The organism is Bradyrhizobium sp. (assembly GCF_047605465.1).
Taxonomy (GTDB): Bacteria; Pseudomonadota; Alphaproteobacteria; order Rhizobiales; family Xanthobacteraceae; genus Bradyrhizobium.
In genome coordinates this window covers 1-22,487 of sequence record NZ_JASGFS010000038.1, presented here as the reverse complement: position 1 = coordinate 22,487, position 22,487 = coordinate 1, and the positions used below count along the sequence as shown (strand labels likewise).

The following is a 22,487-nucleotide window of genomic DNA, read 5'->3' as shown; positions in this document are numbered from 1 at the left end:
GACACTCAGGAATTAAGGGATAGGCATCATGACGAACGACGTTCCCTCGAAGCCGGCGCCCAAGAAGTCGGTCGCCTTGTCCGGCATCGTCGCGGGCAATACCGCGCTCTGCACCGTCGGCCGCACCGGCAATGATCTGCACTATCGCGGCTATGACATCCTCGATGTCGCTGAAACCTGCGAGTTCGAGGAGATCGCTCACCTCCTCGTGCACGGCAGTCTGCCGACACCCGCCGAACTCGCCGCCTACAAGACCAAGCTGAAGGGCCTTCGCGGCCTGCCCAACGCGGTCCGCACGGCCCTCGAAGCCCTCCCCGCCGCCGCGCATCCGATGGACGTCATGCGCAGCGGCGTCTCGACGCTCGGCTGCGTGCTGCCGGAAGCCTCCGATCACAATCACCCGGGCGCACGCGACATCGCCGATCGCCTGATGGCCTCGCTCGGCTCCATGCTGCTCTACTGGCATCATTTCGCCCAGAACGGCCGCCGCGTCGACGTCGAGACCGACGACGACACGATCGGCGGACACTTCCTGCACATCCTGCACGGCCGCAGGCCTTCGGACTCCCATGTCCGCGCCATGCACACCTCGCTCAACCTCTATGCCGAGCACGAATTCAACGCCTCGACCTTCACCGCCCGCTCGATCGCCGGCACGGGAGCGGACATGTATTCGGCCATCACCGGTGCGATCGGCGCGCTGCGCGGCCCGAAGCACGGTGGCGCCAACGAGGTCGCCTTCGAGGTGCAGAAGCGCTACGGCGACGTCGACGAGGCCGATGCGGACATCCGCCGCCGGGTCGCGGCCAAGGAGGTCGTGATCGGCTTCGGGCACCCCGTCTATACGATCGCTGATCCCCGCAACAAGGTGATCAAGGAAGTCGCCCGCCGTCTCTCACGCGAGGCCGCGTCGATGAAGATGTTCGAGATCGCCGACAGGATCGAGGCCGTGATGGCCGAAACCAAGAAGATGTTCGCCAATCTCGATTGGTTCAGCGCCGTCTCCTATCATATGATGGGCGTGCCGACCGCGATGTTCACGCCGCTGTTCGTGATCTCACGCACATCGGGATGGGCTGCCCACATCATCGAGCAGCGCATCGACAACAAGATCATCCGGCCGTCGGCGAACTATGTCGGCCCGGAGAACCTGACCTTCGTGCCGCTCGCGCAACGCAGCGGATCGCGCGCGTCGGTCCGCGCCGCCTGAGGAATGACGAATGCCCTATCTCGTTGCCGCCGACCTGCCCCAGGAACCTGCCGGTCTCCGTTTCCGTGAACTCCTGAAGCGTCCGGGCATCCTGAAGCTTCCGGGCGCACACAACGGAATGGCGGCGCTCCAGGCCAAGGCCGCCGGCTTCGAGGCGCTGTATCTCTCCGGCGCCGCCATGACGGCATCGATGGGTCTGCCAGATCTCGGCATCATCACGGTCGATGAGGTTTCCTTCTTCATCCGCCAGATCGCCCGCGCGTCCGGATTGCCGCTCCTCGTCGATGCCGACACCGGCTATGGCGAAGCGCTGAATGTGATGCACGCGACGCGCGTCTTCGAGGACGCGGGCGCGGCGGCACTGCACCTCGAAGACCAGATCCTGCCGAAGAAGTGCGGTCATCTGAACGACAAGAGGCTGGCCGATGCGCACGACATGGCGGCCAAGGTCGCGGCCGCGTCAAAAGCTCGTCGCAATCTCGTCATCATTGCCCGGACCGACGCGGCCGCGAGCGAAGGCCTCGATGGCGCTGTGGCCCGCGCGAAGCTCTACATGGAGGCCGGTGCCGACGCGATCTTCCCCGAAGCGCTCAACACCGCGGAGATGTTCCGCGCCTTTGCGCAGCGCATGCCCGGCGTCCCCCTGCTCGCCAACATGACGGAATTCGGAAAGACCCCGTTCTTCACGGCCGCCGAATTCGAGGCGATGGGATACGCGATGGTGATCTGGCCGGTCTCCGCGTTGCGAATGGCCAACAAGGCGCAGGCAGAACTTTATGCTGCAATTTCGCGTGATGGCGGCACACACAAGGTCGTCGAGCGGATGCAGACGCGTGCGGAACTCTACGCGACGATCGGCCTGCACGACTATGAAGCACTGGATTCGTCCATCGTGCAGACCATCATTCCCGCGGGCATGCCGCAGCGGAGCTGACACCGGGAGGTTGACGCCGCCCCATTGTTGCAGATATTCCGGGCCGTCGAGGTTCTCCGGGTCCCGCTTGACCCGGAGCTAAGAGGGAAGCCGGTGCGCCTTGATCCTTTCGGATCGACGCAATGCCGGCGCTGCCCCCGCAACTGTAAGCGGTGAGCCCGCATCCAATCGTGTCACTGAAGCTCTTGCTTCGGGAAGGCCGGATGCAGGCGATGACCCGCGAGCCAGGAGACCTGCCCCGACAACATAATCGTCCACGGGCGGGGTGTCCCGGTGGTACGCCAAGCAGCTGCCGCACGCGCGGCAGGCCTGCCTGCGTCCGCCATGGCCTTTTGCCCCCAACACTGGGGTTAAAGCTATGTCTTCTCTCTCATTTCCTGTCGCAACACTCGGCACACCGCGTATCGGTCCGCGCCGCGAGCTGAAGCTCGCGCTCGAGGGCTATTGGGCCGGCAAGATCAGCGAGCAACAACTTCTCGAAACCGCGGCCGGATTGCGGGCCGCCAACTGGGCACGCCAGAAGTCGCTTGGCGCGACCATCATCCCGTCCAACGACTTTTCGCTCTATGACCAGGTGCTCGACACCAGTGTGATGGTCGGCGCAATTCCCGATGCCTATGGCTGGAAGGGTGGCCCCGTCTCGCTCAATACGTATTTCGCGATGGCCCGCGGCTCGCAGGGCGAGGAGCATGACGCGAGTTGCGGTCACGCCCACCATGGTCACGGCGCGGCTGCGCAGGAGATGACCAAGTGGTTCGACACGAACTACCACTACATGGTGCCGGAATTCCACAAGGGCCAGACCTTCAAGCTGTCCGCGGGCAAGCCGATCGAGGAGTATGACGAGGCAAAGGCGCTCGGCTATCAGACCCGTCCGGTCCTGGTGGGGCCGGTCACGTTCCTCAAGCTCGGCAAGAGCGCAGATGCGGCCTTTGATCCGATCTCGCTGATCGATGGGCTCCTGCCCGTCTATGTCGAGGTTCTCCAGGAACTGGCCAAGCGTGGCGCCGAATGGGTCCAGATCGACGAACCGGCGCTGGTACTCGACCTCAACGAGACCGAGCGCAACGCGCTTCAGCGCGCCTATGCGCGGTTCGCCAAGGACGTGCCCGGCGTCAAGATCATGCTCGCGACCTATTTCGGCGCGATCGGCGACAACCTGGCAACCGCCCTGGCATTGCCCGTCGCCGGACTGCACGTCGATCTCGTGCGCGCGCCGCAACAGCTGAGCCAGATCGAAGCCGGCGCCCGCGCGGACCTCGTGATCTCGCTCGGCGTGATCGACGGCCGCAACGTCTGGCGCTCCAACCTGTCGGCCCTGGTCGAACGGCTCAAGCCGATCATCGCCAAGCTCGGCAACAACCGCGTGCAGATCGCACCGTCCTGCTCGCTGCTGCATACGCCGATCGACCTGGAACTCGAGACCGGTCTCGATCCGGATGTGAAGAGCTGGCTTGCCTTCTCCGTGCAGAAGGTCGCCGAGCTTTCCACGCTGGCGAAGGCGCTTGCCGGCGACACCAGCGTGGCGGGCGCCCTCGCGGCCTCGGACAAGGCGGCGAAGGCCCGGCAGACGTCCCCGAAAATCCACGATGCGACCGTCGCCAAGCGGATGGCGGCGATCGACGATGCCATGCGCCGCCGTACCAGCGTGTTCGCGAGCCGCGCCGAGGTCCAGCGCAAGCGTTTCGACCTGCCGGCCTTCCCGACGACGACGATCGGCTCGTTCCCGCAGACCGCCGACGTCCGCAACGCCCGCGCCGCCCATGCCAAGGGCAAGCTGACGGATGCCCAGTACGAGCAGTTCCTCAAGGAGGAAACCGCCCGCACCGTGCGCTGGCAGGAGGAGATCGGCCTCGACGTGCTCGTCCACGGCGAGTTCGAGCGCAACGACATGGTGCAGTATTTCGGTGAGCAGCTCTCCGGCTTCGTGTTCACCCAATACGGCTGGGTGCAGTCGTACGGCTCCCGCTACGTCCGTCCGCCGATCCTGTTCGGCGACGTCTCGCGGCCGAAGCCGATGACGGTCGAATGGTGGCGCTACTCGCAATCGCTGACCAAGAAGCCGATGAAGGCGATGCTCACCGGTCCGGTGACGATCCTGAACTGGTCGTTCGTGCGCGACGACCTGCCGCGCAGCGAAGCCTGCCGGCAGATCGCGCTCGCGATCCGCGACGAGGTGGCCGACCTCGAAAAGGCCGGTGCGACCATGATCCAGATCGACGAGGCGGCGCTCCGCGAGGGTCTGCCGCTGCGTCATTCCGAGTGGAAGACCTATCTCGACTGGGCCGTGGAAAGCTTCCGCATCTGCTCGACCGGCGTTGCCGACGCCACGCAGATCCACACCCACATGTGCTATTCGGAGTTCAATGCGATCATCGATGCGATCGCCGCGATGGACGCCGACGTCATCTCGATCGAGACGTCCCGCTCGAAGATGGAGCTGCTCGATGCGTTCACGGGCTTCAAATACCCCAACGACATCGGCCCCGGCGTCTACGACATCCACTCGCCGCGCGTTCCGGAAACCAGCGAAATGAGGGATCTCATCGCGCTGGCCCGGAAGCGGCTGTCGGACTCGCAGCTCTGGATCAATCCGGATTGCGGCCTGAAGACGCGCAAATGGGAGGAAGTCCGCCCGGCGCTCGTCAACATGGTCGCGGCCGCGCGCGAATTGCGCAAGGCGTCCTGATCATGGTGTGATCTCGATTGTCGAAGGCTCGTTCTCTCAAGGAGATTGCCGATGCGCTTCTGGATCAAATGCACTCGCTTCCACGGTGGTAGTCCCTACCACGTGAACTTCTCGCTGGTCGGCGGGATGTGGCGTGACGGCGAGAAGACGATCCTGGAGTTCGTCGGCAGCGGGGCTCAGACGATCGAGGTTCGGGAAACTCCCGAGGAGATCCTCGCCGTTCATCTCGGCACGTCGGGGATGTCCCATCCGTGAGTCCGATCGGAAATGCCGCCGGCACCGACACAAGTCAGGTGCCGGCTGATCTGAGGAAGATCGGCGCGCACCCGGATCATTGGTACCCCGTGGCGTGGTCGCGCGAGGTCAGGCGGGGAAAAGCATTTGCGTCCTCCTTCGCGGGCGAGCCCATCGTCGTCGTCCGTCCGCAGACCGGCGACCTGTTCGCGCTGGAAGACCGCTGCGCACATCGACAGGTCCCGCTCTCCAAGGGCGTCGTCAGGGATTGCCGCCTGCACTGCTGCTACCACGGCTGGAGCTATGACGCGTCGGGGCGCTGCGTCGACGTCCCCTATCTCGGCAAGGAGAAGCTGCCGAATGGCGTCCGATCCTATCCATGCTGCGAGCGCGACGGTGTCGTCCTGGTGTGGCCGGGACAATCGCCTGCGCCGCCGCCGCCGGCGTCGTTGGGTGCGGCAGCCGATCCTCGCTACAAGACCCGCCATTTCGGCCAGACCGTCAACTGCCACTACACGTTCATGCATGAAAACCTGATGGACATGAACCATCAGTTCCTGCACCGGCGGACCACCGGAAAGGTGGGTCCCCGTTATCTCGGCAAGCGTGCGGGCGACGGCTGGATGGAGCTGGATTACAGCTTCCGGCGGCCCGAGGAAAAGGCGCCGTTCGGCGAGACGATGATCGTCGGACGATTTCGTTCTGCGTCCTCCGCCCCGCGCGACCTCATGACGATCCGAACGGATTATCCTCACCAGACATTGCGGCTCTGGACGTCGAGCGAGTTGCCGGTCCTGCATGTGTGGCTGGGCTATACGCCGGTCGACGCCGAGCAGCGCAAGAACCGGACGTTCATCGTCCTCTCCGTGCGGCGACCGAGGATACCCGGCGCCCTGGAAATCGTCTGGCCGTTCCTGTCGAAATTCACCGACCGTGTGTTCGCCGAGGACCGCGAAATCGTGGAGATGGAGCAGGCCGCCTACGATGCGCAGGGCGGCGACTGGAATCAGGAAGTGTTTCCGGCCATCCACGAGCTCCGATCATTGCTGGCGAGAAAGGGCATCGCGATGCGAGACGGCGCCGCAGGCCGCCATCCAGGCCCCTGAGCGCGCCGCCTGAAAGCGCGCCTTACGCAGATCGACAGCCGGGCTGCAGGATGACGCAGTCGGGCGCCGCGCTGTCGCTGCAAATCGTTCCGCAATCGCTGACGAGCGAGGCCACCGTCGCCTCCAGAGACCGCAGCTCGTCGATCTTCTTTCGGATCGACGCGAGATGCTTCTCGGCGAAAATCTTCGTCTGGCTGCAGGGCGCGCGGCGCTGAACCGACCCGACGATCTCGCGTGTCTCGTCGATCGAGAAGTCGAGCTCGCGGCAATGCCTGACGAGGGCGAGCGCCCTGAGATCCTCGCCGCCGTAGATCCGCTGACCACCCTGCCGCGGCGGCGATGTCAGCAGTCCGATGCTCTCGTAATAGCGGATCGTGGGGACCGAAACTCCGGCCTCTCTGGCAAGGGTGCCGATTCTCATCGCAGCTCGCTTTTTCGCTTGAACCTCAAGTGGCTTGAGGGCGTACCGATCCGGTCCATGACGCACAAGCAAGAGGAGAATCACATGAGCGTTATTGGACCGTCCTGCCACCTTCCGTCCGAGACCTCGCCAGGCTGCGGCCGCGCGTCGAAGTCCGCAGCGCCCGGCGGCAAGGCCGCAGGAACTGCGGTGGCAACCGCCGTGGCGGCTGCGGCCTGCACGGCTTGCTGCGTGCTGCCCTTCACCTTGCCGGCCGTCGTTCTCGCCACGGCCGGAAGCCTGATCGCCACGCTGGACCACGCGCACGGCCTGATCACGAAGATCTCGATCGCCGTCGTCATCTGCGCTTGGGCCTGGATCGTTCACCAGTCGCGGAAAACGGGCCTGCGGATGCGACGGTCGGTGCTGGTCGCGATGTGCGCGGCAAGCGTGCTGACGACGACCGCGGCCCTTTGGCCTGTGCTCGAACCGGCCGTTTTCCATGCGCTGGGGATCGTCAAGAAATCGCACAAGCCATCGGCGGAATGATGGATGCCCTGACCGCCTATGGGCTGATCTCGGTCAGCGCCATGCTCCTGTTCTACACGCTGGAGCTGCGCGGCCCGCATTATGTGCTGGCTTTCGCGGCGGCCTGCGCGTTCAGCGCCCTCTATGGTTTTCTCCAGGGGGCTTGGCCGTTCGGGCTGGTCGAGACGGTCTGGACCGCCGTGGCGCTGCGGCGATGGGCCGGCGCAACGCCGGCCCGAACCTAGGCCCGCAGATCCGCGCCGTGATCGAGACGCGTGAACAGCGCGCTTGTCACGGTGCCGAGCAGGCTCCAGAAAACCAGGCTCGTCATGGTGACGGCGGCGACGAACTGGTGCGAGAGCGAGGACGGCACGCTGGTCTCGACATGCTCCAGCTCCGGAGCACCGATCAGGTGCGGCAGGATCAGGAGGACGACCCCCGCGACGGCAGCCGGTACCGAACGCCGGAAGACGATCAGGGCAAGACCTGCGGCCGTCGCGAGCACCGCGGCCAGCCACCAGATCTGCCGCGACAGCAGCGGCGCAGCCGGTACGCCCGGCAGCTCCGGCGGCAAGCCAAGGCCGGGCGCAACGGTGAACACGGCAAAGCCCGCCAATCCCCATATCAGGCCTTCGTGCCAGGAAACGCTTGCACCGGTCGCACCGCTGCGGACAGCGAAGAAACCGGCGAGAAGGAGCGCGAAGCCGATCGCGGTCAGCACATTCGCGGCAGCCGTGTAGACGTTGCGCTCGAGCCCGTCCCGCGGCTCCCAGGCCTCGTCGCCATGGTCGTGGCCGGCATGATCATGACCCGCGTGCTCGTTCCCGGCGGCGGCCGCCTGCGGCGCCACGGCGGCCTCATGCTGATGGCCCTCCGCAGCCTTCTCGAAGACCTCCGCCTTCAGGATCAGGGGAACGGTACCGAACTGCTGGGCGGCGGTGACGATGAGACCGACGATGAAACCGGCGATGACGGACGAGAAGACGATCGAGCGAAACGTGCTCATGCCGCCCCGGTCAGTGGCACGGGAAGGCGTTCGAGTGGCGCACGTCGTGCGCCGCATTGTGAACGACGTCGATGTGGGAGAAGCCGACGAAACCCACGATGAAGACGCCGAGCACCATGGCCATCAGGGCCTGCGAAAGCCGTCCCACCTGCCCGGCGGCGACCGGAAAGTGCGTAGCCTGGGCATTGGTGAGCTGGGACTGGCTCATGGTCGTTCTCCACGTGCAATTTGGTCGCCTTCTAGCAGCTTCCGGGAGATATCGCGACTGGTAAGATGAAGGCTCGTGCCCGCAGCGATGCCTTTGCGCGCGATCTTGGCATCAGCCGCCGCCCGAAAAACATCCTCGTGGCGCCGGAAATGGCCAAGGCAGTCGTCCGGCGATGGCTCCGCGCCGAGCAGCGTCCGGAACGCTCCTCGATGTACGGCGCAGATCGCGCCGTGTCCGCGGACCGGAAAGACCACGGACGCGATATCGGCACGCCAGTGGACCTCGTCGAAAGCCATGACGTCTCCCTCGCCTCGCATTCTACGCCATCTGCCGGGGCGTGACAGTCCCGCGGGGCGCCCATCTCAGCGCTCGCCACTCTCTGATCGGGGCCACATCCGCGCCAGCACGCCATCGCGCATCACCACGGCGTGCCAGATTGTTGCAGCGATATGCAGCGCGACCACCGCGTAGACGAACCAGGCAAGCGCGTCATGCGTCACCTCGCCGGCATGTGCGACGGCCGGATTATCCGCAACCACCCGCGGCCAACTGAAGGTCCAGAAATATCTCAGCGAATAGCCTCCGGCCGAGGAGAACGCGTAGCCGGTCAACGGCATGGCGAACAGGATGAGGTAGAGCGCGACATGATTGAGCCGCGCCGCCGCCCGCACCAGCCAAGCGAACGAGGACGGCTCGGGCGGCACACGCGTGGAGACACGTACCATCAGCCGCAGGATCGACAGGAAGAACACCGTCATGCCGAGGGATTTGTGCACCTCCAGCAATTCGCGGCGCGGTGAGGTGCCTGGCGGCTGAAGACCGCAGTAAAGGCCGATCAGCATGGCCGCGATGAACAGCACCGCCGTCGCCCAGTGGATCCGCCGCAACAGCGGCGCATAGCTCGTCGTCACGTCCACAGGCATCAGGCTTCGTCGGCATTTCCATGGGCCGCCGCAAACGCGCCGGCAGCCATCGTCGATCTTCGGCCGGGGCGACGATGCCCCGGCACGGCGTCCCCTGACGCGCGATCGTCGGTCTCAAAGCTTGCGAATGTCATTCAGTATCCCCTGACGCTGGAACCAGCCTAGCAGCTTGGTCCGGCCGGGACGATGGCGGCAGGAGATGGCGCGGTTGCGATCCTTGCAGTGCGCCGCTCAGTGCGCGCCTTTGAGCGTGCAGGACGTGGTGCAGGTCACCGTATTGCCGTGGTCACAGGCCTTGCAGGCGCTGACGCACTGATTCATGTCCCGCGCATTGAAAGTGCTGTAGGTCCGCATCGGGCAGGTCGCGGTCGAGCCCGTGATGTCCTGCTCCTGATTGCAGGCTGCCAAAGTGAGGGCAAACAAGACGACCGACAGGAGACGCATGGGACCGCTCTCTGAACCACTGACAAGCAACGTCCATGGGGATCGTTGCACCGCAGCGCGCCCCGGCATTCCCACTGCGAGGAATCACGGCGCGATTCCTCATCTGTCAGAGGATGCGTGGCAAATGTTAAGAACGGCTTGCAGTCGCGCGCGATCCCGCAAAGACACGGAAGTGCCCGGCATCGTCGCACCGGCCTCTCGAGCCAGCGTCAGGCGGCGGCCCTGCTCGCGATCAGCTGCCGCATGTCGACAGCCAACTGGCGGTACTGCTCACCGAGCCTCAGGTAGAATTCCCGCTTTCTGCTGTCGGTAGCAAGCTTGGCGATCAGCTCGCATTCAGCGGTGAGTGTCTCGAACCGCTCCAGCCTGTCCTGAAGTTCCGTCATCGGCGCACCCCATCAACACAACGCCTCAAGGACGATCAACCTAAGCCCAGGAAATAGGTCACGGCCAACATCGTTATGGACTAGAATTTTTTTTGGGGGATCACCCGCCGGCTGATCGCCCTGCACACTTCACAGGCGGTCAGACACATATTGACGTAGTTGGTGGCAGGTGCCAGTTTCGTGATCGGTAGTATCCGTAAGGATTCTTCAAGGGAATGCGGTGCGTCCGTCTCGGCGGACAATTCCGCGGCTGCCCCCGCAACTGTAGGCGGATAGCCAACGACCAGGAAAACCACTGGAGCCCCTGTCGGGGTCTCTGGGAAGGTGGTCGAAGGCGACGACCCGCGAGCCAGGAAACCTGCTGCCAGCCATGGTCACGCGCGAACGCGTCGGGCGGGGTGCCCCGATGTCGGAAGAGGAGCCGGTGTACCTGCCGTCTGGGGCGAAGGCAGGTGACTAAGGCAACCGCGGTGACAGTCTGTTGCGTCGCCGCAGAGCATTGCCGTGCAAAATCTTTTCCGTGCCGGGGTCACTCCGGAGCATTCGCGTGGTCATATCGACGTATCTTGGGTTGGCCGGTCCCGATCCCATGCTGCGCGATCGGTGGCTCCCTTCCTGATCGCCCTGCTCTCGTCGGCGTCCCTGTCCTCCCTCGCGCTCGCCCAGAGCGCAGCCCCCGCGAACTCCTCCCGGGAGGTCGGCCCGGTCGTCGTCTCCCCGGCCACGCCAAAGCCGGCGCCTGCCGTCAGTCCCGACAATCAGCGATCCCGCACCGCACGCCGGTCCGCGGCGCGGAAGCCCCCGCCGGTCGCAACGCCCGCCCCTGCCCCCCTGAGCGGCACGGTGCAGACGCCCCTGAACACCGCCGCGGTCACCGACGTCGGCTCCCGTCTCGGGATCACGGCGCGGGAGACGCCCGCGACCGTCGAGGTGATCGACCAGCAGAAGATGCAGGAGCAAGGCATCAGGACCACGACCGATGTCGCCAAGGCCGCGGTCGGCGTGACCGGCGGCGATGCCCCCGGCGCGCCGGCGATCTTCTCGATGCGCGGGTTCAGCGGCGATCAGCTCACCACCCTCTACAACGGCATCCCGATCGGCCCGTCGACCATGACTGGCCGCCCGATGGACGTGGCGGGCCTGCAGCAGGTCGAGATCATCAAGGGACCGGACTCGCTGGTGGCGGGCCTCGGCGCGACCGGCGGCGCCGTCAATTACGTCACCAAGGCGCCTCACACCGGCCCCATCGTCAACGAGGCCTTCACCTCCTACGATTCCTTCAACGGCTATCGCGCCGGCTACGGATCGGGCGGCAGCACGCTGATCGACGGCCTCGACTACCGCTTCGACATCAGCCATTTCAACGACAAGAGCTTCATCGACGATTCCTATTCGAAGCTCAGCAACGTCTCCGGCCAGCTGAACTATCGCGTCAACGACAGCCTGAAGATCTGGGGCGCGGCCGAGTACAAGCAGGACAAGGATCGGTTCTACTGGGGAACGCCGCTGGTGCCGGCGAACGCGCCCGGCATCGTGCCGACCACCGGCATCGTCTCGGGGACCTGGAGCAACTATTACCTCGGCGGCGGCACGCCTGTTCCCGTCACCATCGATGCGCGCACGCTGACCACGAACTACAACGTGCTCGACAATCACAGCGGCGCCAACGAGCTCTGGCTGCGCAGCGGCTTTCAATGGGACATCACCAACAACATCTCGCTGAAGAGCCAGGTCTACGGCTATGACGCCCACCGGCACTGGTTCAACAACGAGATTTCGTCGTTCGACCAGACAGTCGGCAATTTTGCCGGTGCGCAGAGCATCTATCGCGAGCGCCTGGCACTGGATCACGCGCAGCGGCTCTACGGCAACATCACCGACCTGACGGTCAACTCCAACGTCGGCGGCATGGACAATCGCTTCGTCGCGACCGTGGCAGCGAGCAGCAACCAGTTCAACGTCTCGCAGGACACGCTGTTCTTCAACGACTACGTCGACCTGCTCAACCCCGACCGCGGGTTCTACGGCCCGCGCAGCGACGAGAAGATCTATACGCATCTCGACACCGTCGCACTCTCGTTCGAGGACCGGCTCAAGCTGACCTCGACCTTCGCCCTGATCGGAGGCATCCGGTTCGAGAACATCGACCTGTCACGGACCCGCTTCAACCCGGACGGCACCCTGGAATCGGCGAAGGGCTATCCCTTCTCGAAGACGTTCAACCCGATCACCGGTCGCATCGGCTACACCTGGGACATCGCCCCCGGCGTGATGCTCTACAGTCAGTACGCGACGGCGGCGGATCCGACGGTTGCCAACATCTTCATCCTGGCGCCGTCCGTACCGCTGCTGTTGACGACGTCGCGGACCTACGAGACCGGCGTCAAGGTGCAGTCGGCCGACAAGCGCGCAGAATTCACGTTCTCCGCCTTCGACATCGAGCGCAAGAACGTCTACGTGCCCGAGAGCGGCATCGTGTTCAACGTCGCCGGCAAGATGGAGTCGAAGGGCATCGAGATCGCCGGCGCCATCAACCCGGTCAACGGCCTCAAGCTGTGGGGCAACGTCGCCTTCGTCCAGTCGCGCTTCATCGACTTCAACTATGTCGACGGCGACGGCGTGTTCCAGTCCTACTCGGGCAAGACGCCGCCCAACGTGCCGAACTTCATCGCCAATGCCGGGGCTTCCTACCGGTTCGAGACGGCATTACCGGTCGAGATCGGCGCCTCGATGCGCCATGTCGGCGACCGCTTCAACTACCAGGACAACATGGTGATCATGAACGCCTACACGACCTTCGATGCGTTCGCGTTCGTCGATATTCCCAAGACCTACTTCTCGGGCGTGGATCAGACCCGGATCAGCTTCCGCGTCAGGAACCTGACGAACAAGCTCTATGCTGCCTGGGGCGATCCCGGTTACACCGACCAGGTGATCCTCGGTGCGCCGCGCAGCTATGAGGTCGCCGCGTCGTTCAAATGGTGACGCGCGAGGCGACCTATTTCTGATCCAGGTGCCAGGCGCCGTCCCAGCCGGCCGGCGGCGGGTTGGCCTCGAACTGCGCGATCCGCCCCAGCAGCACGCGCGAGGGACCATCGCCCGGGACGGCTTCCAGCGCCGCGCTGAACGCGGCGCGGGCGTCCGCGAACCGCTGGGCTCGATAGGCTGCGAGCCCCTCTGCGTAGTGTGAGCGCAGGCTCTCCTGCGGGACACTGAGCCCGTGCGCCTTGCTCATCACCTCGAAGATCGCCTGCGGCACGCTCTGGCCCGCGACCGTCAGGCGGTCGATTTCGCGCAGCTCGCAGGTCGCGCCGACAGCGTCCGCGGTCGCCTGCGAGATCAGGATGCGGGTTCCGTAGACCTTGTTGACGGGCTCGAGCCGCGAGGCGAGGTTCACGGCGTCGCCCATCACGGTGAAGCTCATCATCAGCTCGGAGCCGATGCTGCCGGTCAGGACTTCGCCGGTCGCGATGCCGATCCGCAAGTCGCAAGGCACCGGCATGGCACGAATGCCGAGCAGGTCAGGCAACTGCTTCTGCAGCGCGGGCACCTGGTCGATCATGTCGATGGCGGCGAAGCAGGCAAACAGCGCCGGTTCGTCCTCCTCGATAAAGGGCGGTCCCCAATAGGCCATGATGGCGTCGCCGATATATTTGTCGATGACGCCGCGATTGTTGCGGATCGGGCCGGACATCACCGTGAAGTAGTGGTTCATCACCTTGACGAGGCCGCGCGGGGTCATGCCCTCGCTCATCGAGGTGAAGCCGCTCATGTCGCAGAACATGATGGTCATCACCCGGCGCTGGCCATCGATCGCGACCTCCGGCCGATCGATCAAACCCTGCACCACCTTGGGATCGACGTAACGGCCGAAGGTCTCCCGGACGCGCTCGTTCTGGCGGAGCTGCTCGGTCATGCGGTTGAAGGCGGCGGCGAGCTCGCCGATCTCGTCCTGGGTCGACACGGCGATGGTCTTGTCGAAGCGGCCCGCCTCGACCTCCCGGGTGCCGGCCAGCAGCAGCCGGACCGGGCGCGTGATGCCGCTCGAAACCAGCAGCGCGAAAGCGAATCCGACGATCGCCGCCAGCACGGTCACGATCGCCGAGATGATGATCGCCTGATGCTGCCGGCCGATCACCAGCGATGTGCTGGCGAAGACCTGCTTCAGCATGTCGGCGCGGATCGCGTCGATCTTCTGGTTGAACAGGTCGCGTACGGCGTCGATATGTTCCAGCGTACCCCGCGCCTCGGCCATCTGCTTGGCATCGACCTGCTCGAGGAGCTTGGCGTGGTCCTCGTTCATGTCGTGCCGCAGCTCGGTGAGCGCGGTTTCGATACGGGTTTCGATCCGCGCCAGCGCGGCGTTGTCCGAAGGTGTACGGGTGTCGTCGATGATCGCGTTGATGAGCTTGCGCGCGCCCTCGGCCTCCTCGTCGATCTTGCGATCGGCCTGTTCGAACTCCTGAAGACGGGCCGCATAGGCCTGCTCGTCCGAGGACGCCTGCATCTTCATCATGATCATCCGCCGCAGCGCCACCGAACGCTCGAGCGAGCGGATGTTGGCACGGGCCAGATGCCCATAGGCCGGGATGTAGCGGTCGGTCAGTTCGTCAAGCAGGACGCCGACCTGGCTCGACATCACCATCGACAGGATCGAGGTGACCAGCATCAGGACGATCAACCCGAGGGCGATGCCGACGATCTTGCGCCGGATCGACTGATTGAAAATCGGCATAGCGCGGGGCAAAAGCTGAATGGACGTTATGGGAACCCAATACACGGGTTTGGTCACGGGAACACGCGTAATTTGACCGGGGACGACGTCCCGGACCGTCTACAACCGTCACGCGAGCCCCGCCGTTAACGAAGGTTAACACCCCGGATCATCCTCGCGCATGGCGAGTTCCCCTGCCAATCGGTATTTCGCCGCATTGTTGCGGGAGCGTGACGCAAAGCGAAACGAGGCCGTGGCATCATGATCTGGCGTCGTTTCTGATTCGCAAGCCGCATGTCGTCGCGGACTTTGGTTTGTAGTGGTTTCGCAGGGGGACCATGGAATGAACCAGTGCCTACGCTCGCTCGCGTGTGTCGTTGCCATGGCCGCGATCATCTTTCTTCCCACCGGCGTGGCGGCGAAGAACAGTCACCGATCATCCGCTGCCAAGAAGACGCATGAGGCGAAGGCCGGCAAGCATCGCCACGTCGCCGCGAAGTCGCGCCACGGCAAACGGGCCGACGCGCGGCGCAAGTCGAAGAAACCGGACGACGAGCCCTCGGACAAACCGGCGCCTCCCGCCCTGACCGGCGACCTCGCCGCCCTGAAGGACGCGATCGATCTCGCACGCAAGGGCAAGAACGACGACGCGGCCGCCGCGCGCGACCGCATCGCCGATCCCGCCGGCCGGAAGCTCGCCGAATGGTTCATGCTGCGCCACTCCGAGAGCACGGCGGATTTCAAGCGCTACGCCGCCTTCCTCGCCGCCAATCCGGAGTGGCCGAGCGGCGCGATGCTGCGCCGGCGCGCCGAGGCGCGGCTGTGGCAGGAGAAGAGCGATGCGCCCACGGTGCACGCATTCACGATGGACCGGCCGACCACCGCGAAGGGCAGGTTCGCGCTGGCCCGCGCGCTGCTCGCGGAAGGCGATCGCGACGGCGCCATCCGCCTCGTCCGCGAGGCCTGGCGCACCGATGAATTGTCGGAGCGCAGCGAGGAGGATTCCTACGATGCGTTTCGCGATCTCCTGAGCGCCGACGACCATCGCGCGCGCATGGACAAGCGCCTGGGCGCCAAGGACTATGCGGGCGCGCGGCGTGCCGCCAAGCGGCTCGGCGAGGATGCGCTCGCGATCGTCAAGGCCTGCGCCGCCGTCAACGGCAAGGCGGACAAGGCCAAGGACTATCTCGAGGATGTGCCGGCCGATGCGCGTCGTGACCTGGGCTATGTCCTGTGTCGCGCGCAGTGGCACCTCCAGAAGGACCGGATCGACGACGCGGCCGAGGTGATCCTGGCTGCCGCGCCGGACATGATGGCTGCGCAGGATACGGATGCGTGGTGGCGCGAGCGCCGCCTTCTGGCGCGCAAGCTGCTCGACCAGGGCAAGTTCAAGACGGCCTACGAGGTCGTGAGGGCCGCCGCGGTGCCGGCCATGGAGGTCTATCGCGTCGACTATCACTTCATGTGCGGCTGGATCGCGCTGCGCTATCTCGATGATCCCCAGGCTGCCCTGACGCATTTCGCGGCGATCGACGAAGGCTCGGCCAATCCGATCGCGCTGTCCCGTGCGCATTATTGGCGCGGCCGCGCGGCCGAAGCGATGGGCGCGACAGCGGACGCTCGCCTGAGCTATCAGGCGGCAGCGCGCTACCCGACCGCCTATTACGGGCAGCTTGCCCGGGCGAGGCTCGGCCTCGACCGGATCGAACTGCGCCCGCCCTCGCCCGTGCTGGCTGCGGCCGACACGCCGCCCGCGGACGAGCGCGTGCGCGCCGCCGACATGCTCTACGGGATCGGCGAGCGGGACGTCGCGCTCTACTTCGTCGATGATTTCGCCGAGCAGAGCACCGACATCGCCGCGCTCGAAGCGCTCGGCGAACTCGCAGGCCGGCGCAACGATGCGCGGGCGATGCTTGAGATCGGCAAGTCCGCATTGGCGCGTGGCCTGGCGCTCGACCATTATGCTTTCCCGACCATCGGCATTCCCGAGCACAAGCAGGTCGCACCCGCCATCGAAACCAGCGTGATCTATTCCGTGGCGCGCACCGAAAGCGCCTTCGACCAGCGCGACAAGTCCGCCGCCAATGCGGTCGGGCTGATGCAGGTGACGCCTGAAGCAGGCCGCGACACCGCCAAGCGCTTCGGCCTGACCTACGACTGGGACAGGATGGTCTCGGATCCCGTCTACAACACCCAGATGGGCGCGGCCGAACTGAGCGCACTTCTGTCGGAATATCGCGGCAGCCAGATCATGACCTTCGCCGGCTACAACGCCGGCCGTGGCCGGGTACGGGAGTGGGTGCAGGCGCACGGCGATCCCCGCGACCCCAAGGTCGATCCCGTCGACTGGGTCGAGCGTATCCCGCTGTCGGAGACGCGCAACTATGTCCAGCGCGTGATGGAGAACGTTCTGGTCTACCGCGCGCGCTTCGAGGGAAGCGGTGCCGTGGCCGGGAAAAGCGACCAGCGCGTCATGAGCAAGGATGCGAATGCCGCGGCAACGCCAGTTGAATTCATGGGGCCGGAGTAGTTTCGATCAACCGGCTGCCCCATCCCCCTCATCCTGAGGAGCCAGCGCAGCAGGCGTCTTGAAACATGAAGGCACCGCTCTCTCTTGTGGCCATCCTTCGAGGCGGCCGCGTTGCCGCCTGAGGATGAAGCCGGGCGGCGAGCGTGCCCCGGGGGCACCTGGCCTCAATCCACCTTGATATTGGCGGCCTTGATCATCGGCCACCACTTCGCGATCTCGGCCTTCTGCCGCGCCCCGAGCGCTTCCGGCGTGAGCTGATCCTTCGGCGTCATCTCCAGCCCCTGGCTTTCCAGCTGCTTCTTCACGGCAGGATCATTCAGCGCTTCCACCGCCGCGGCGTTGAGCTTGGTCACGATCTCCTTCGGCGTGCCCTTGGGGACCCACAGGCCCGACCACAGCGTCATGTTGAAGCCCTTGAGCCCCGCCTCCTCCGCGGTCGGAATCTCCGGCGCCGAGGACAGACGCTTGTCGTCGGTGATGGCATAGGCACGGATGGTGCCGGCACGGACTTGATTGATGGAGTTGGAGGTCTGGTCGATGATGACGTCGATCTGGCCCGCGATGAGATCGTTGAGCGCGGGAGCCGTGCCGCGATACGGCACATATTGCAGCTTGATGCCGCTGACGCTTTCGAAATAGACGCCCGCGATGTGACTGCCGGAGCCGGCGCCCGCCGTGCCCGCGGTCGGCGGCGACGGCCGCGACTTCAGCCATTCGATCAATTCCTTCAGCGACGTCGCCGGAACGGCATTCTTGCTGACGACGATCATCGGGTTGCTCGGCAACAGCACCACGGGCTCGAGGTCCGCGACGAGGTCGTATTTGAGCTTGTAGACGGCGCCATTGGCGACGTGGGTGCCTAGATGGCCGAACGAGATGGTGTAGCCGTCCGACGCCGATTGCACGGCCCGGCCGACGCCGATCGAGCCGCCGGCGCCGGTGACGTTCTCGATCACCAGGGGCTGACCGAGCGATATCCGCATGCGCTCGGCCAGCACGCGCGCCATCGCGTCGGACGGACCGCCGGCCGCGAACGGCACGATGATGGTGATGGGATGCGAAGGATAGTCGTCGGCGCGCGCGGCGCCTGCAGCAGCGAGAATCGCGATCAGCCCAGCCCAGATGGCTCTTTTCATTGTCGTCTCCCCAGCAATGTCATTGTCACTTTTTTTGCCCTCCACCCGCGTACGGGAGGAGGGATCGCTCGTGACCCATTGCCGCGCCCGGGCGCGGTCACCGCGCTCCGGCCGGCTGGTCGCGCTTAGAACTGCGAGTAATCGATCGGCTTGTGGCGATCGAGCGTACGCGTCACCGGCGGCAAAGGATATTTCAGGCCGGTCGCGCAGTTGAACAGCATGACACGGTCGGTCTTGCTGACGCGGCCGTCGGCGAGGCTGTCCTTGTAGGCGGCATAGGTGGCAGCGCCCTCGGGGCAAAGCAACAACCCCTCCTCGCGCGCGACCTCGTTGAGCGCGGCGGAGATCTTGTCGTCGTCGACCGCGATGGCAAACCCCTTGCTTTCGCGCACCGCGCGCAGGATCAGGAAGTCCCCGATCGCCTGCGGCACGCGGATGCCGGACGCGATGGTGTGCGCATCCTCCCAGCGTGTCGCGTGTTCGGTGCCGGCGTCATAGGCGCGCACCATCGGCGCGCAGCCGGAGGCCTGCACCGCGACCATGCGCGGACGCTTCGAACCGATGAAACCGATCTTCTCGAGCTCGTCGAAGGCCTTCCACATGCCGATCAGCCCGGTGCCGCCGCCGGTCGGATAGAAGATCACGTCCGGCACGTCCCAGCCGAGCTGCTCGGCAAGTTCGAGGCCCATCGTCTTCTTGCCTTCGATGCGGTACGGCTCCTTCAGCGTCGAGGTGTCGAACCAGCCGACCTTGGCCTTGCCCTCGCCGACGATCTTGCCGCAATCGTCGATGTAGCCGTTGACGCGGTAGACGGTCGCGCCCTGCAGCTCGATCTCGCTGACATTCACCTCCGGCGTATCGGCCGGGCAGAAGATCGTGGTCTTTATGCCGCAGGATGTCGCGTAGGCCGCGAGCGCCGCGCCGGCATTGCCGTTGGTCGGCATCGCCATGTGCTTGATGCCGAGCGCCTTGCCCATCGAGACCGCCATCACGAGGCCGCGGGCCTTGAAGGAGCCGGTCGGCAGCCGCCCCTCGTCCTTCACGATGATCTCGCCGCCGCCGAGCTTCTTGCCGAGCTTCGGCAGCCGGATCAGCGGCGTCGTCACTTCGCCGAGCGAAACGATGTCCTTGCATTTGCGCACCGGCAGCAGTTCGCGGTAGCGCCACATGTCGGCCGGCCGCTGCGCCAGCGCGTCCTTGGTCAGCGCCTTCTTCACCCCCGCGAGGTCGTAGCGCACCAGCAGCGGCTTGCCGGCTTTCGAGAGATTGTGGATCTGATCCGCCGCGTAATGGTCGCCCTCCATCGCGCATTCGAGATGGGTGACGAAGGTCGGCCGTTCGATGGTGAGGTTGTCGTTGTCGTGCATGTCTGGCTTCTTTCTTCTTGCTTATTGAAAATTGCTGTTTCCTCTCGTCATTGCGAGCGTCGCGAAGCAATCCGGACCACTCCCGCAATGCGTTCCGGATTGCTCGGGCTCGCGACGACGGCAGCGGCGGTCAGATATTCAGCACCCGCCCATACGCATCCAGCACGGCTTCCTTCATCATCTCCGACAGCGTCGGATGCGGGAACACCGTGTGCATGAGCTCTTCTTCGGTCGTCTCCAGGTTCATGGCGACGACATAACCCTGGATCAGCTCGGTGACCTCCGCGCCGACCATGTGGGCGCCGAGGAGCTGGCCGGTCTTCTTGTCGAAGATGACCTTGACGAGGCCCTGGTCCTCGCCGAGCGCGATCGCCTTGCCGTTGCCGACGAAGGGGAAGCGGCCGACGCGGATCTCGCGACCGCTCTCCTTGGCCTTCGCTTCGGTCAGGCCGACGGATGCGACTTGCGGATTGCAATAGGTGCAGCCCGGGATCATCAGCTTGTCCATGGGGTGCGGATGCAGGCCCTTGATCGCCTCGACGCAGATCACGCCCTCATGCTCGGCCTTGTGGGCGAGCATCGGCGGACCAGCAACGTCGCCGATGGCATAGATGCCGGGAATGTTGGTCTTGCCGTACCCGTCGATCACGATGCAGCCGCGGTCGGTCTTCACGCCGAGCTTCTCGAGGCCGAGATTCTCGATGTTGCCGACGACGCCGACCGCCGAGATCACGCGTTCGAATTCGGTGGTGACGGGCTTGCCCTTGCCGTCGTCGATGGTGGCCACGACGCTGTCGGCCTTCTTCTCCAGCTTCGTGACCTTGGTCGACGACATGATCTTGATGCCCTGCTTCTCCAGGCGCTTGCGGGCAAGGCCGGCGATCTCGGCGTCCTCGACCGGGAGGATCTGCGGCAGCACCTCGACCACGGTGACGTCGGAGCCCATGGTGTGGAAGAACGAGGCGAACTCGATGCCGATCGCGCCTGAGCCGACCACCAGCAGCGACTTCGGCATCTTCTCCGGCACCATCGCTTCAAAATAGGTCCAGATCAGCTTCTTGTCGGGCTCGAGCCCCGGCAACACGCGCGGCCGCGCGCCGGTCGCGACGATGATGTGCTTTGCCTGGTAAGCTCCCTCGCCCAGCGCCCCCTTCGGGCCCTCGACGTCGGACTTCTTGACGGTGACCTTGCCGGGCGCGTCGATCGAGGCGGCGCCCCAGATCACGCTCACCTTGTTCTTCTTCATCAGGAAGCCGACGCCGTCGTTCAGCCGCTTCGAGACGCCGCGCGAGCGCTGCACCACCGCCTTAGGATCGAAGGAGACGTTGTCGGCCGACAAGCCATAATCCTTGGCGTGCTGCATGTAGTGATAGATCTCGGCCGAGCGGAGCAGCGCCTTGGTCGGGATGCAGCCCCAGTTCAGGCAGATGCCGCCGAGATAGGACTTCTCGACGATCGCGGTCTTGAAGCCGAGCTGCGCGGCCCGGATCGCGGTGACATAGCCGCCGGGACCGGAGCCGATGATGATGACGTCGAAGGATGTGTCGGCCATGCTGTACGCTCGTTCTCGTTCCAACCGGCCTCAACGTTCGAGACCGTCATTGCGAGGAGCTCTTGCGACGAAGCAATCCAGTCTGCCGGTCACGTCCTGGATCGCCTCGCTTCGCTCGCAATGACGACGCGAATTCTCTCCTCGTCACACCATCATCATGACGGGATTTTCGATCAGCTGCTTGAACGCACCAATCAGCTCCGCGCCGAGCGCGCCGTCGATGGCGCGGTGATCGCAGGACAAGGTCACGCTCATCATGTGCGCGATCTCGATCTTGCCGCCGCGCACGACCGGACGTTCCTCGCTGGTGCCGACCGCCAGGATCGTCGCGTGCGGCGGATTGATCACGGCGGTGAAGTGGCTGATGCCGTACATGCCGAGGTTGGAGACGGCGGTGGTGCCGCCCTGGTATTCCTCGGGCTTCAGCTTGCGCGAGCGGGCGCGCGCGGCGAAATCCTTCATCTCGTTGGAGATGGTCGAGAGCGTCTTGGTTTCGGCCTTGCGGATAATCGGCGTGATCAGGCCGCCGGGCATCGCGACGGCGACGCCGACGTCGGAATGGTGGTGCTTGACCATGCCGCTTTCGGTCCAGCTCACATTGCAGTTCGGAATCTTCTGCAGCGCGACGGCCATCGCCTTGATGACGAAGTCGTTGACCGAAATCTTGTAGAGCGGCTTCTTCTCCTTGTCCTTCGGCGCGGCGGCGTTGATCTCCTCGCGCGCGGTGAGCAGCTTGCCGATGTCGCAGTCGATGGTCAGGTAGAAGTGCGGGACATTCTGGATCGACGCGGTCAGGCGCTGCGCGATGGTGCGGCGCATGCCGTCATGCGGGACGATGTCGTAGGAGCCGGGCTCGAACAGCGACAGGATCTGCTTGTCCGACATGGTCGGCGCGATCGAGGATGCGCCACCCGACGGTGCTGCCGCAGGCGCCTTGAGACCCTTGCCGGATTTGGCCTGCTCGACGTCGCGCGCGACCACGCGGCCGTGCGGGCCGGTGCCGGTGACGTTGCCGACATCGATACCAGCCTCCTTGGCGAGACGCCGCGCCAGCGGCGAAGAGAAGACGCGACCAGCCTGGCCGTATTTTCCAAACGGTCCGGTGATACCATCCGGTGCT

The 22,487-nt window shown here is 65.0% G+C and carries 21 protein-coding genes and 2 riboswitches; of the genes, 9 read left to right on the top strand and 12 right to left on the bottom strand.

Annotated elements, in window-relative coordinates; translation table 11 throughout:
- Positions 1-28: 28 nt before the first annotated feature.
- The 5 genes from prpC to QM712_RS23960 all read left to right on the top strand — a co-directional run bounded on the left by prpC (position 29) and on the right by QM712_RS23960 (position 6,173).
- A complete protein-coding gene (gene prpC, locus QM712_RS23980) occupies positions 29-1,210 on the top strand; it encodes a 2-methylcitrate synthase (RefSeq protein ID WP_415025621.1) in 1,182 nt (393 codons plus the stop codon).
- Between the two features lie 10 nt (positions 1,211-1,220).
- Positions 1,221-2,144 carry a methylisocitrate lyase gene (prpB, locus tag QM712_RS23975; protein ID WP_415025620.1) on the top strand — a complete coding sequence of 308 codons (924 nt, stop codon included), beginning with the start codon at positions 1,221-1,223 and terminating at the stop codon, positions 2,142-2,144.
- 32 nt (positions 2,145-2,176) lie between these two features.
- Positions 2,177-2,400: riboswitch (cobalamin riboswitch) on the top strand.
- Positions 2,401-2,502: 102 nt separating this feature from the next.
- Positions 2,503-4,833 carry a 5-methyltetrahydropteroyltriglutamate--homocysteine S-methyltransferase gene (metE, locus tag QM712_RS23970; RefSeq protein ID WP_415025619.1) on the top strand — a complete coding sequence of 777 codons (2,331 nt, stop codon included), beginning with the start codon at positions 2,503-2,505 and terminating at the stop codon, positions 4,831-4,833.
- 51 nt (positions 4,834-4,884) lie between these two features.
- Positions 4,885-5,088: a hypothetical protein gene (locus QM712_RS23965; RefSeq protein WP_415025618.1), complete on the top strand. Its 204-nt coding sequence runs from the start codon at positions 4,885-4,887 to the stop codon at positions 5,086-5,088.
- Positions 5,085-6,173: a Rieske 2Fe-2S domain-containing protein gene (locus tag QM712_RS23960; protein ID WP_415025617.1), complete on the top strand. Its 1,089-nt coding sequence runs from the start codon at positions 5,085-5,087 to the stop codon at positions 6,171-6,173. Before QM712_RS23965 ends, QM712_RS23960 begins: the two co-directional genes overlap by 4 nt.
- A 22-nt stretch (positions 6,174-6,195) precedes the next feature.
- Here QM712_RS23960 and QM712_RS23955 read toward each other — a convergent pair whose 3' ends face one another.
- Positions 6,196-6,594, bottom strand: coding sequence for a MerR family transcriptional regulator (locus tag QM712_RS23955; protein WP_415025616.1), 399 nt, complete (start codon positions 6,592-6,594; stop codon positions 6,196-6,198).
- Positions 6,595-6,678: 84 nt separating this feature from the next.
- Here QM712_RS23955 and QM712_RS23950 point away from each other — a divergent pair, with 84 nt between their 5' ends.
- Together QM712_RS23950 and QM712_RS23945 are read left to right on the top strand one after the other, a co-directional pair.
- Positions 6,679-7,122 (top strand): hypothetical protein, encoded by a 444-nt coding sequence (locus tag QM712_RS23950; protein WP_415025615.1) that lies wholly within the window; start codon positions 6,679-6,681, stop codon positions 7,120-7,122.
- Positions 7,122-7,346: a hypothetical protein gene (locus QM712_RS23945; RefSeq protein WP_415025614.1), complete on the top strand. Its 225-nt coding sequence runs from the start codon at positions 7,122-7,124 to the stop codon at positions 7,344-7,346. Before QM712_RS23950 ends, QM712_RS23945 begins: the two co-directional genes overlap by 1 nt.
- On the opposite strand, the gene QM712_RS23940 is transcribed toward QM712_RS23945, so the two are convergent.
- The 6 genes from QM712_RS23940 to QM712_RS23915 form a co-directional block, all read right to left on the bottom strand.
- Positions 7,343-8,107: a CbtA family protein gene (locus tag QM712_RS23940; RefSeq protein ID WP_415025613.1), complete on the bottom strand. Its 765-nt coding sequence runs from the start codon at positions 8,105-8,107 to the stop codon at positions 7,343-7,345. The two genes, QM712_RS23945 and QM712_RS23940, sit on opposite strands and share 4 nt — an antisense overlap.
- A 10-nt stretch (positions 8,108-8,117) precedes the next feature.
- The gene (locus QM712_RS23935) at positions 8,118-8,315 is read right to left on the bottom strand and encodes a CbtB domain-containing protein (protein ID WP_415025612.1); all 198 of its coding nucleotides are present in this window, start codon (positions 8,313-8,315) and stop codon (positions 8,118-8,120) included.
- Positions 8,312-8,611, bottom strand: a complete 300-nt coding sequence (locus QM712_RS23930; protein WP_415025611.1) for a DUF1488 family protein — start codon at positions 8,609-8,611, stop codon at positions 8,312-8,314. The genes QM712_RS23935 and QM712_RS23930 overlap by 4 nt, the downstream gene beginning before the upstream one ends.
- A 66-nt stretch (positions 8,612-8,677) precedes the next feature.
- Complete coding sequence (locus tag QM712_RS23925; protein ID WP_415025610.1) at positions 8,678-9,238, bottom strand: cytochrome b; 561 nt, start codon at positions 9,236-9,238, stop codon at positions 8,678-8,680.
- 231 nt (positions 9,239-9,469) lie between these two features.
- The gene (locus QM712_RS23920; protein ID WP_415025609.1) at positions 9,470-9,682 is read right to left on the bottom strand and encodes a hypothetical protein; all 213 of its coding nucleotides are present in this window, start codon (positions 9,680-9,682) and stop codon (positions 9,470-9,472) included.
- 209 nt (positions 9,683-9,891) lie between these two features.
- Positions 9,892-10,068 (bottom strand): hypothetical protein, encoded by a 177-nt coding sequence (locus QM712_RS23915; protein WP_415025608.1) that lies wholly within the window; start codon positions 10,066-10,068, stop codon positions 9,892-9,894.
- A gap of 171 nt (positions 10,069-10,239) precedes the next feature.
- Positions 10,240-10,449, top strand: a riboswitch (cobalamin riboswitch).
- A gap of 222 nt (positions 10,450-10,671) precedes the next feature.
- Between QM712_RS23915 and QM712_RS23910 the strand changes: the two genes are divergently transcribed.
- Positions 10,672-13,053, top strand: a complete 2,382-nt coding sequence (locus QM712_RS23910) for a TonB-dependent receptor (protein ID WP_415025607.1) — start codon at positions 10,672-10,674, stop codon at positions 13,051-13,053.
- A 13-nt stretch (positions 13,054-13,066) separates the two neighbouring features.
- Here the strand turns inward: QM712_RS23910 and QM712_RS23905 are convergent, their stop codons facing one another.
- The gene (locus QM712_RS23905) at positions 13,067-14,803 is read right to left on the bottom strand and encodes an adenylate/guanylate cyclase domain-containing protein (RefSeq protein WP_415025606.1); all 1,737 of its coding nucleotides are present in this window, start codon (positions 14,801-14,803) and stop codon (positions 13,067-13,069) included.
- 322 nt (positions 14,804-15,125) lie between these two features.
- On the opposite strand from QM712_RS23905, the gene QM712_RS23900 reads away from it, so the two are divergent.
- Positions 15,126-17,312, top strand: coding sequence for a transglycosylase SLT domain-containing protein (locus tag QM712_RS23900; protein ID WP_415025605.1), 2,187 nt, complete (start codon positions 15,126-15,128; stop codon positions 17,310-17,312).
- A 164-nt stretch (positions 17,313-17,476) separates the two neighbouring features.
- Here QM712_RS23900 and QM712_RS23895 read toward each other — a convergent pair whose 3' ends face one another.
- The 4 genes from QM712_RS23895 to QM712_RS23880 form a co-directional block, all read right to left on the bottom strand.
- A complete protein-coding gene (locus QM712_RS23895; protein WP_415025604.1) occupies positions 17,477-18,448 on the bottom strand; it encodes a tripartite tricarboxylate transporter substrate binding protein BugD in 972 nt (323 codons plus the stop codon).
- Positions 18,449-18,573: 125 nt separating this feature from the next.
- Complete coding sequence (locus QM712_RS23890; RefSeq protein ID WP_415025603.1) at positions 18,574-19,815, bottom strand: threonine synthase; 1,242 nt, start codon at positions 19,813-19,815, stop codon at positions 18,574-18,576.
- 130 nt (positions 19,816-19,945) lie between these two features.
- On the bottom strand, positions 19,946-21,367 hold the full coding sequence (gene lpdA, locus QM712_RS23885) for a dihydrolipoyl dehydrogenase (RefSeq protein WP_415025602.1): 1,422 nt from the start codon (positions 21,365-21,367) through the stop codon (positions 19,946-19,948).
- A gap of 144 nt (positions 21,368-21,511) precedes the next feature.
- On the bottom strand, positions 21,512-22,487 hold a 976-nt coding region (locus tag QM712_RS23880), incomplete at its 5' end, for a 2-oxo acid dehydrogenase subunit E2 (protein ID WP_415025601.1).

Excerpts from the sequence above, each read along its gene's own strand:
- prpC (WP_415025621.1), top strand. The coding sequence starts at position 29 with ATGACGAACGACGTTCCCTCGAAGCCGGCGCCCAAGAAGTCGGTCGCC.
- prpB (WP_415025620.1), top strand. The coding sequence starts at position 1,221 with ATGCCCTATCTCGTTGCCGCCGACCTGCCCCAGGAACCTGCCGGTCTC.
- metE (WP_415025619.1), top strand. The coding sequence starts at position 2,503 with ATGTCTTCTCTCTCATTTCCTGTCGCAACACTCGGCACACCGCGTATC.
- QM712_RS23965 (WP_415025618.1), top strand. The coding sequence starts at position 4,885 with ATGCGCTTCTGGATCAAATGCACTCGCTTCCACGGTGGTAGTCCCTAC.
- QM712_RS23955 (WP_415025616.1), bottom strand. The coding sequence starts at position 6,594 with ATGAGAATCGGCACCCTTGCCAGAGAGGCCGGAGTTTCGGTCCCCACG.
- QM712_RS23950 (WP_415025615.1), top strand. The coding sequence starts at position 6,679 with ATGAGCGTTATTGGACCGTCCTGCCACCTTCCGTCCGAGACCTCGCCA.
- QM712_RS23945 (WP_415025614.1), top strand. The coding sequence starts at position 7,122 with ATGGATGCCCTGACCGCCTATGGGCTGATCTCGGTCAGCGCCATGCTC.
- QM712_RS23940 (WP_415025613.1), bottom strand. The coding sequence starts at position 8,107 with ATGAGCACGTTTCGCTCGATCGTCTTCTCGTCCGTCATCGCCGGTTTC.
- QM712_RS23935 (WP_415025612.1), bottom strand. The coding sequence starts at position 8,315 with ATGAGCCAGTCCCAGCTCACCAATGCCCAGGCTACGCACTTTCCGGTC.
- QM712_RS23930 (WP_415025611.1), bottom strand. The coding sequence starts at position 8,611 with ATGGCTTTCGACGAGGTCCACTGGCGTGCCGATATCGCGTCCGTGGTC.
- QM712_RS23925 (WP_415025610.1), bottom strand. The coding sequence starts at position 9,238 with ATGCCTGTGGACGTGACGACGAGCTATGCGCCGCTGTTGCGGCGGATC.
- QM712_RS23920 (WP_415025609.1), bottom strand. The coding sequence starts at position 9,682 with ATGCGTCTCCTGTCGGTCGTCTTGTTTGCCCTCACTTTGGCAGCCTGC.
- QM712_RS23915 (WP_415025608.1), bottom strand. The coding sequence starts at position 10,068 with ATGACGGAACTTCAGGACAGGCTGGAGCGGTTCGAGACACTCACCGCT.
- QM712_RS23905 (WP_415025606.1), bottom strand. The coding sequence starts at position 14,803 with ATGCCGATTTTCAATCAGTCGATCCGGCGCAAGATCGTCGGCATCGCC.
- QM712_RS23900 (WP_415025605.1), top strand. The coding sequence starts at position 15,126 with ATGAACCAGTGCCTACGCTCGCTCGCGTGTGTCGTTGCCATGGCCGCG.
- QM712_RS23895 (WP_415025604.1), bottom strand. The coding sequence starts at position 18,448 with ATGAAAAGAGCCATCTGGGCTGGGCTGATCGCGATTCTCGCTGCTGCA.
- QM712_RS23890 (WP_415025603.1), bottom strand. The coding sequence starts at position 19,815 with ATGCACGACAACGACAACCTCACCATCGAACGGCCGACCTTCGTCACC.
- lpdA (WP_415025602.1), bottom strand. The coding sequence starts at position 21,367 with ATGGCCGACACATCCTTCGACGTCATCATCATCGGCTCCGGTCCCGGC.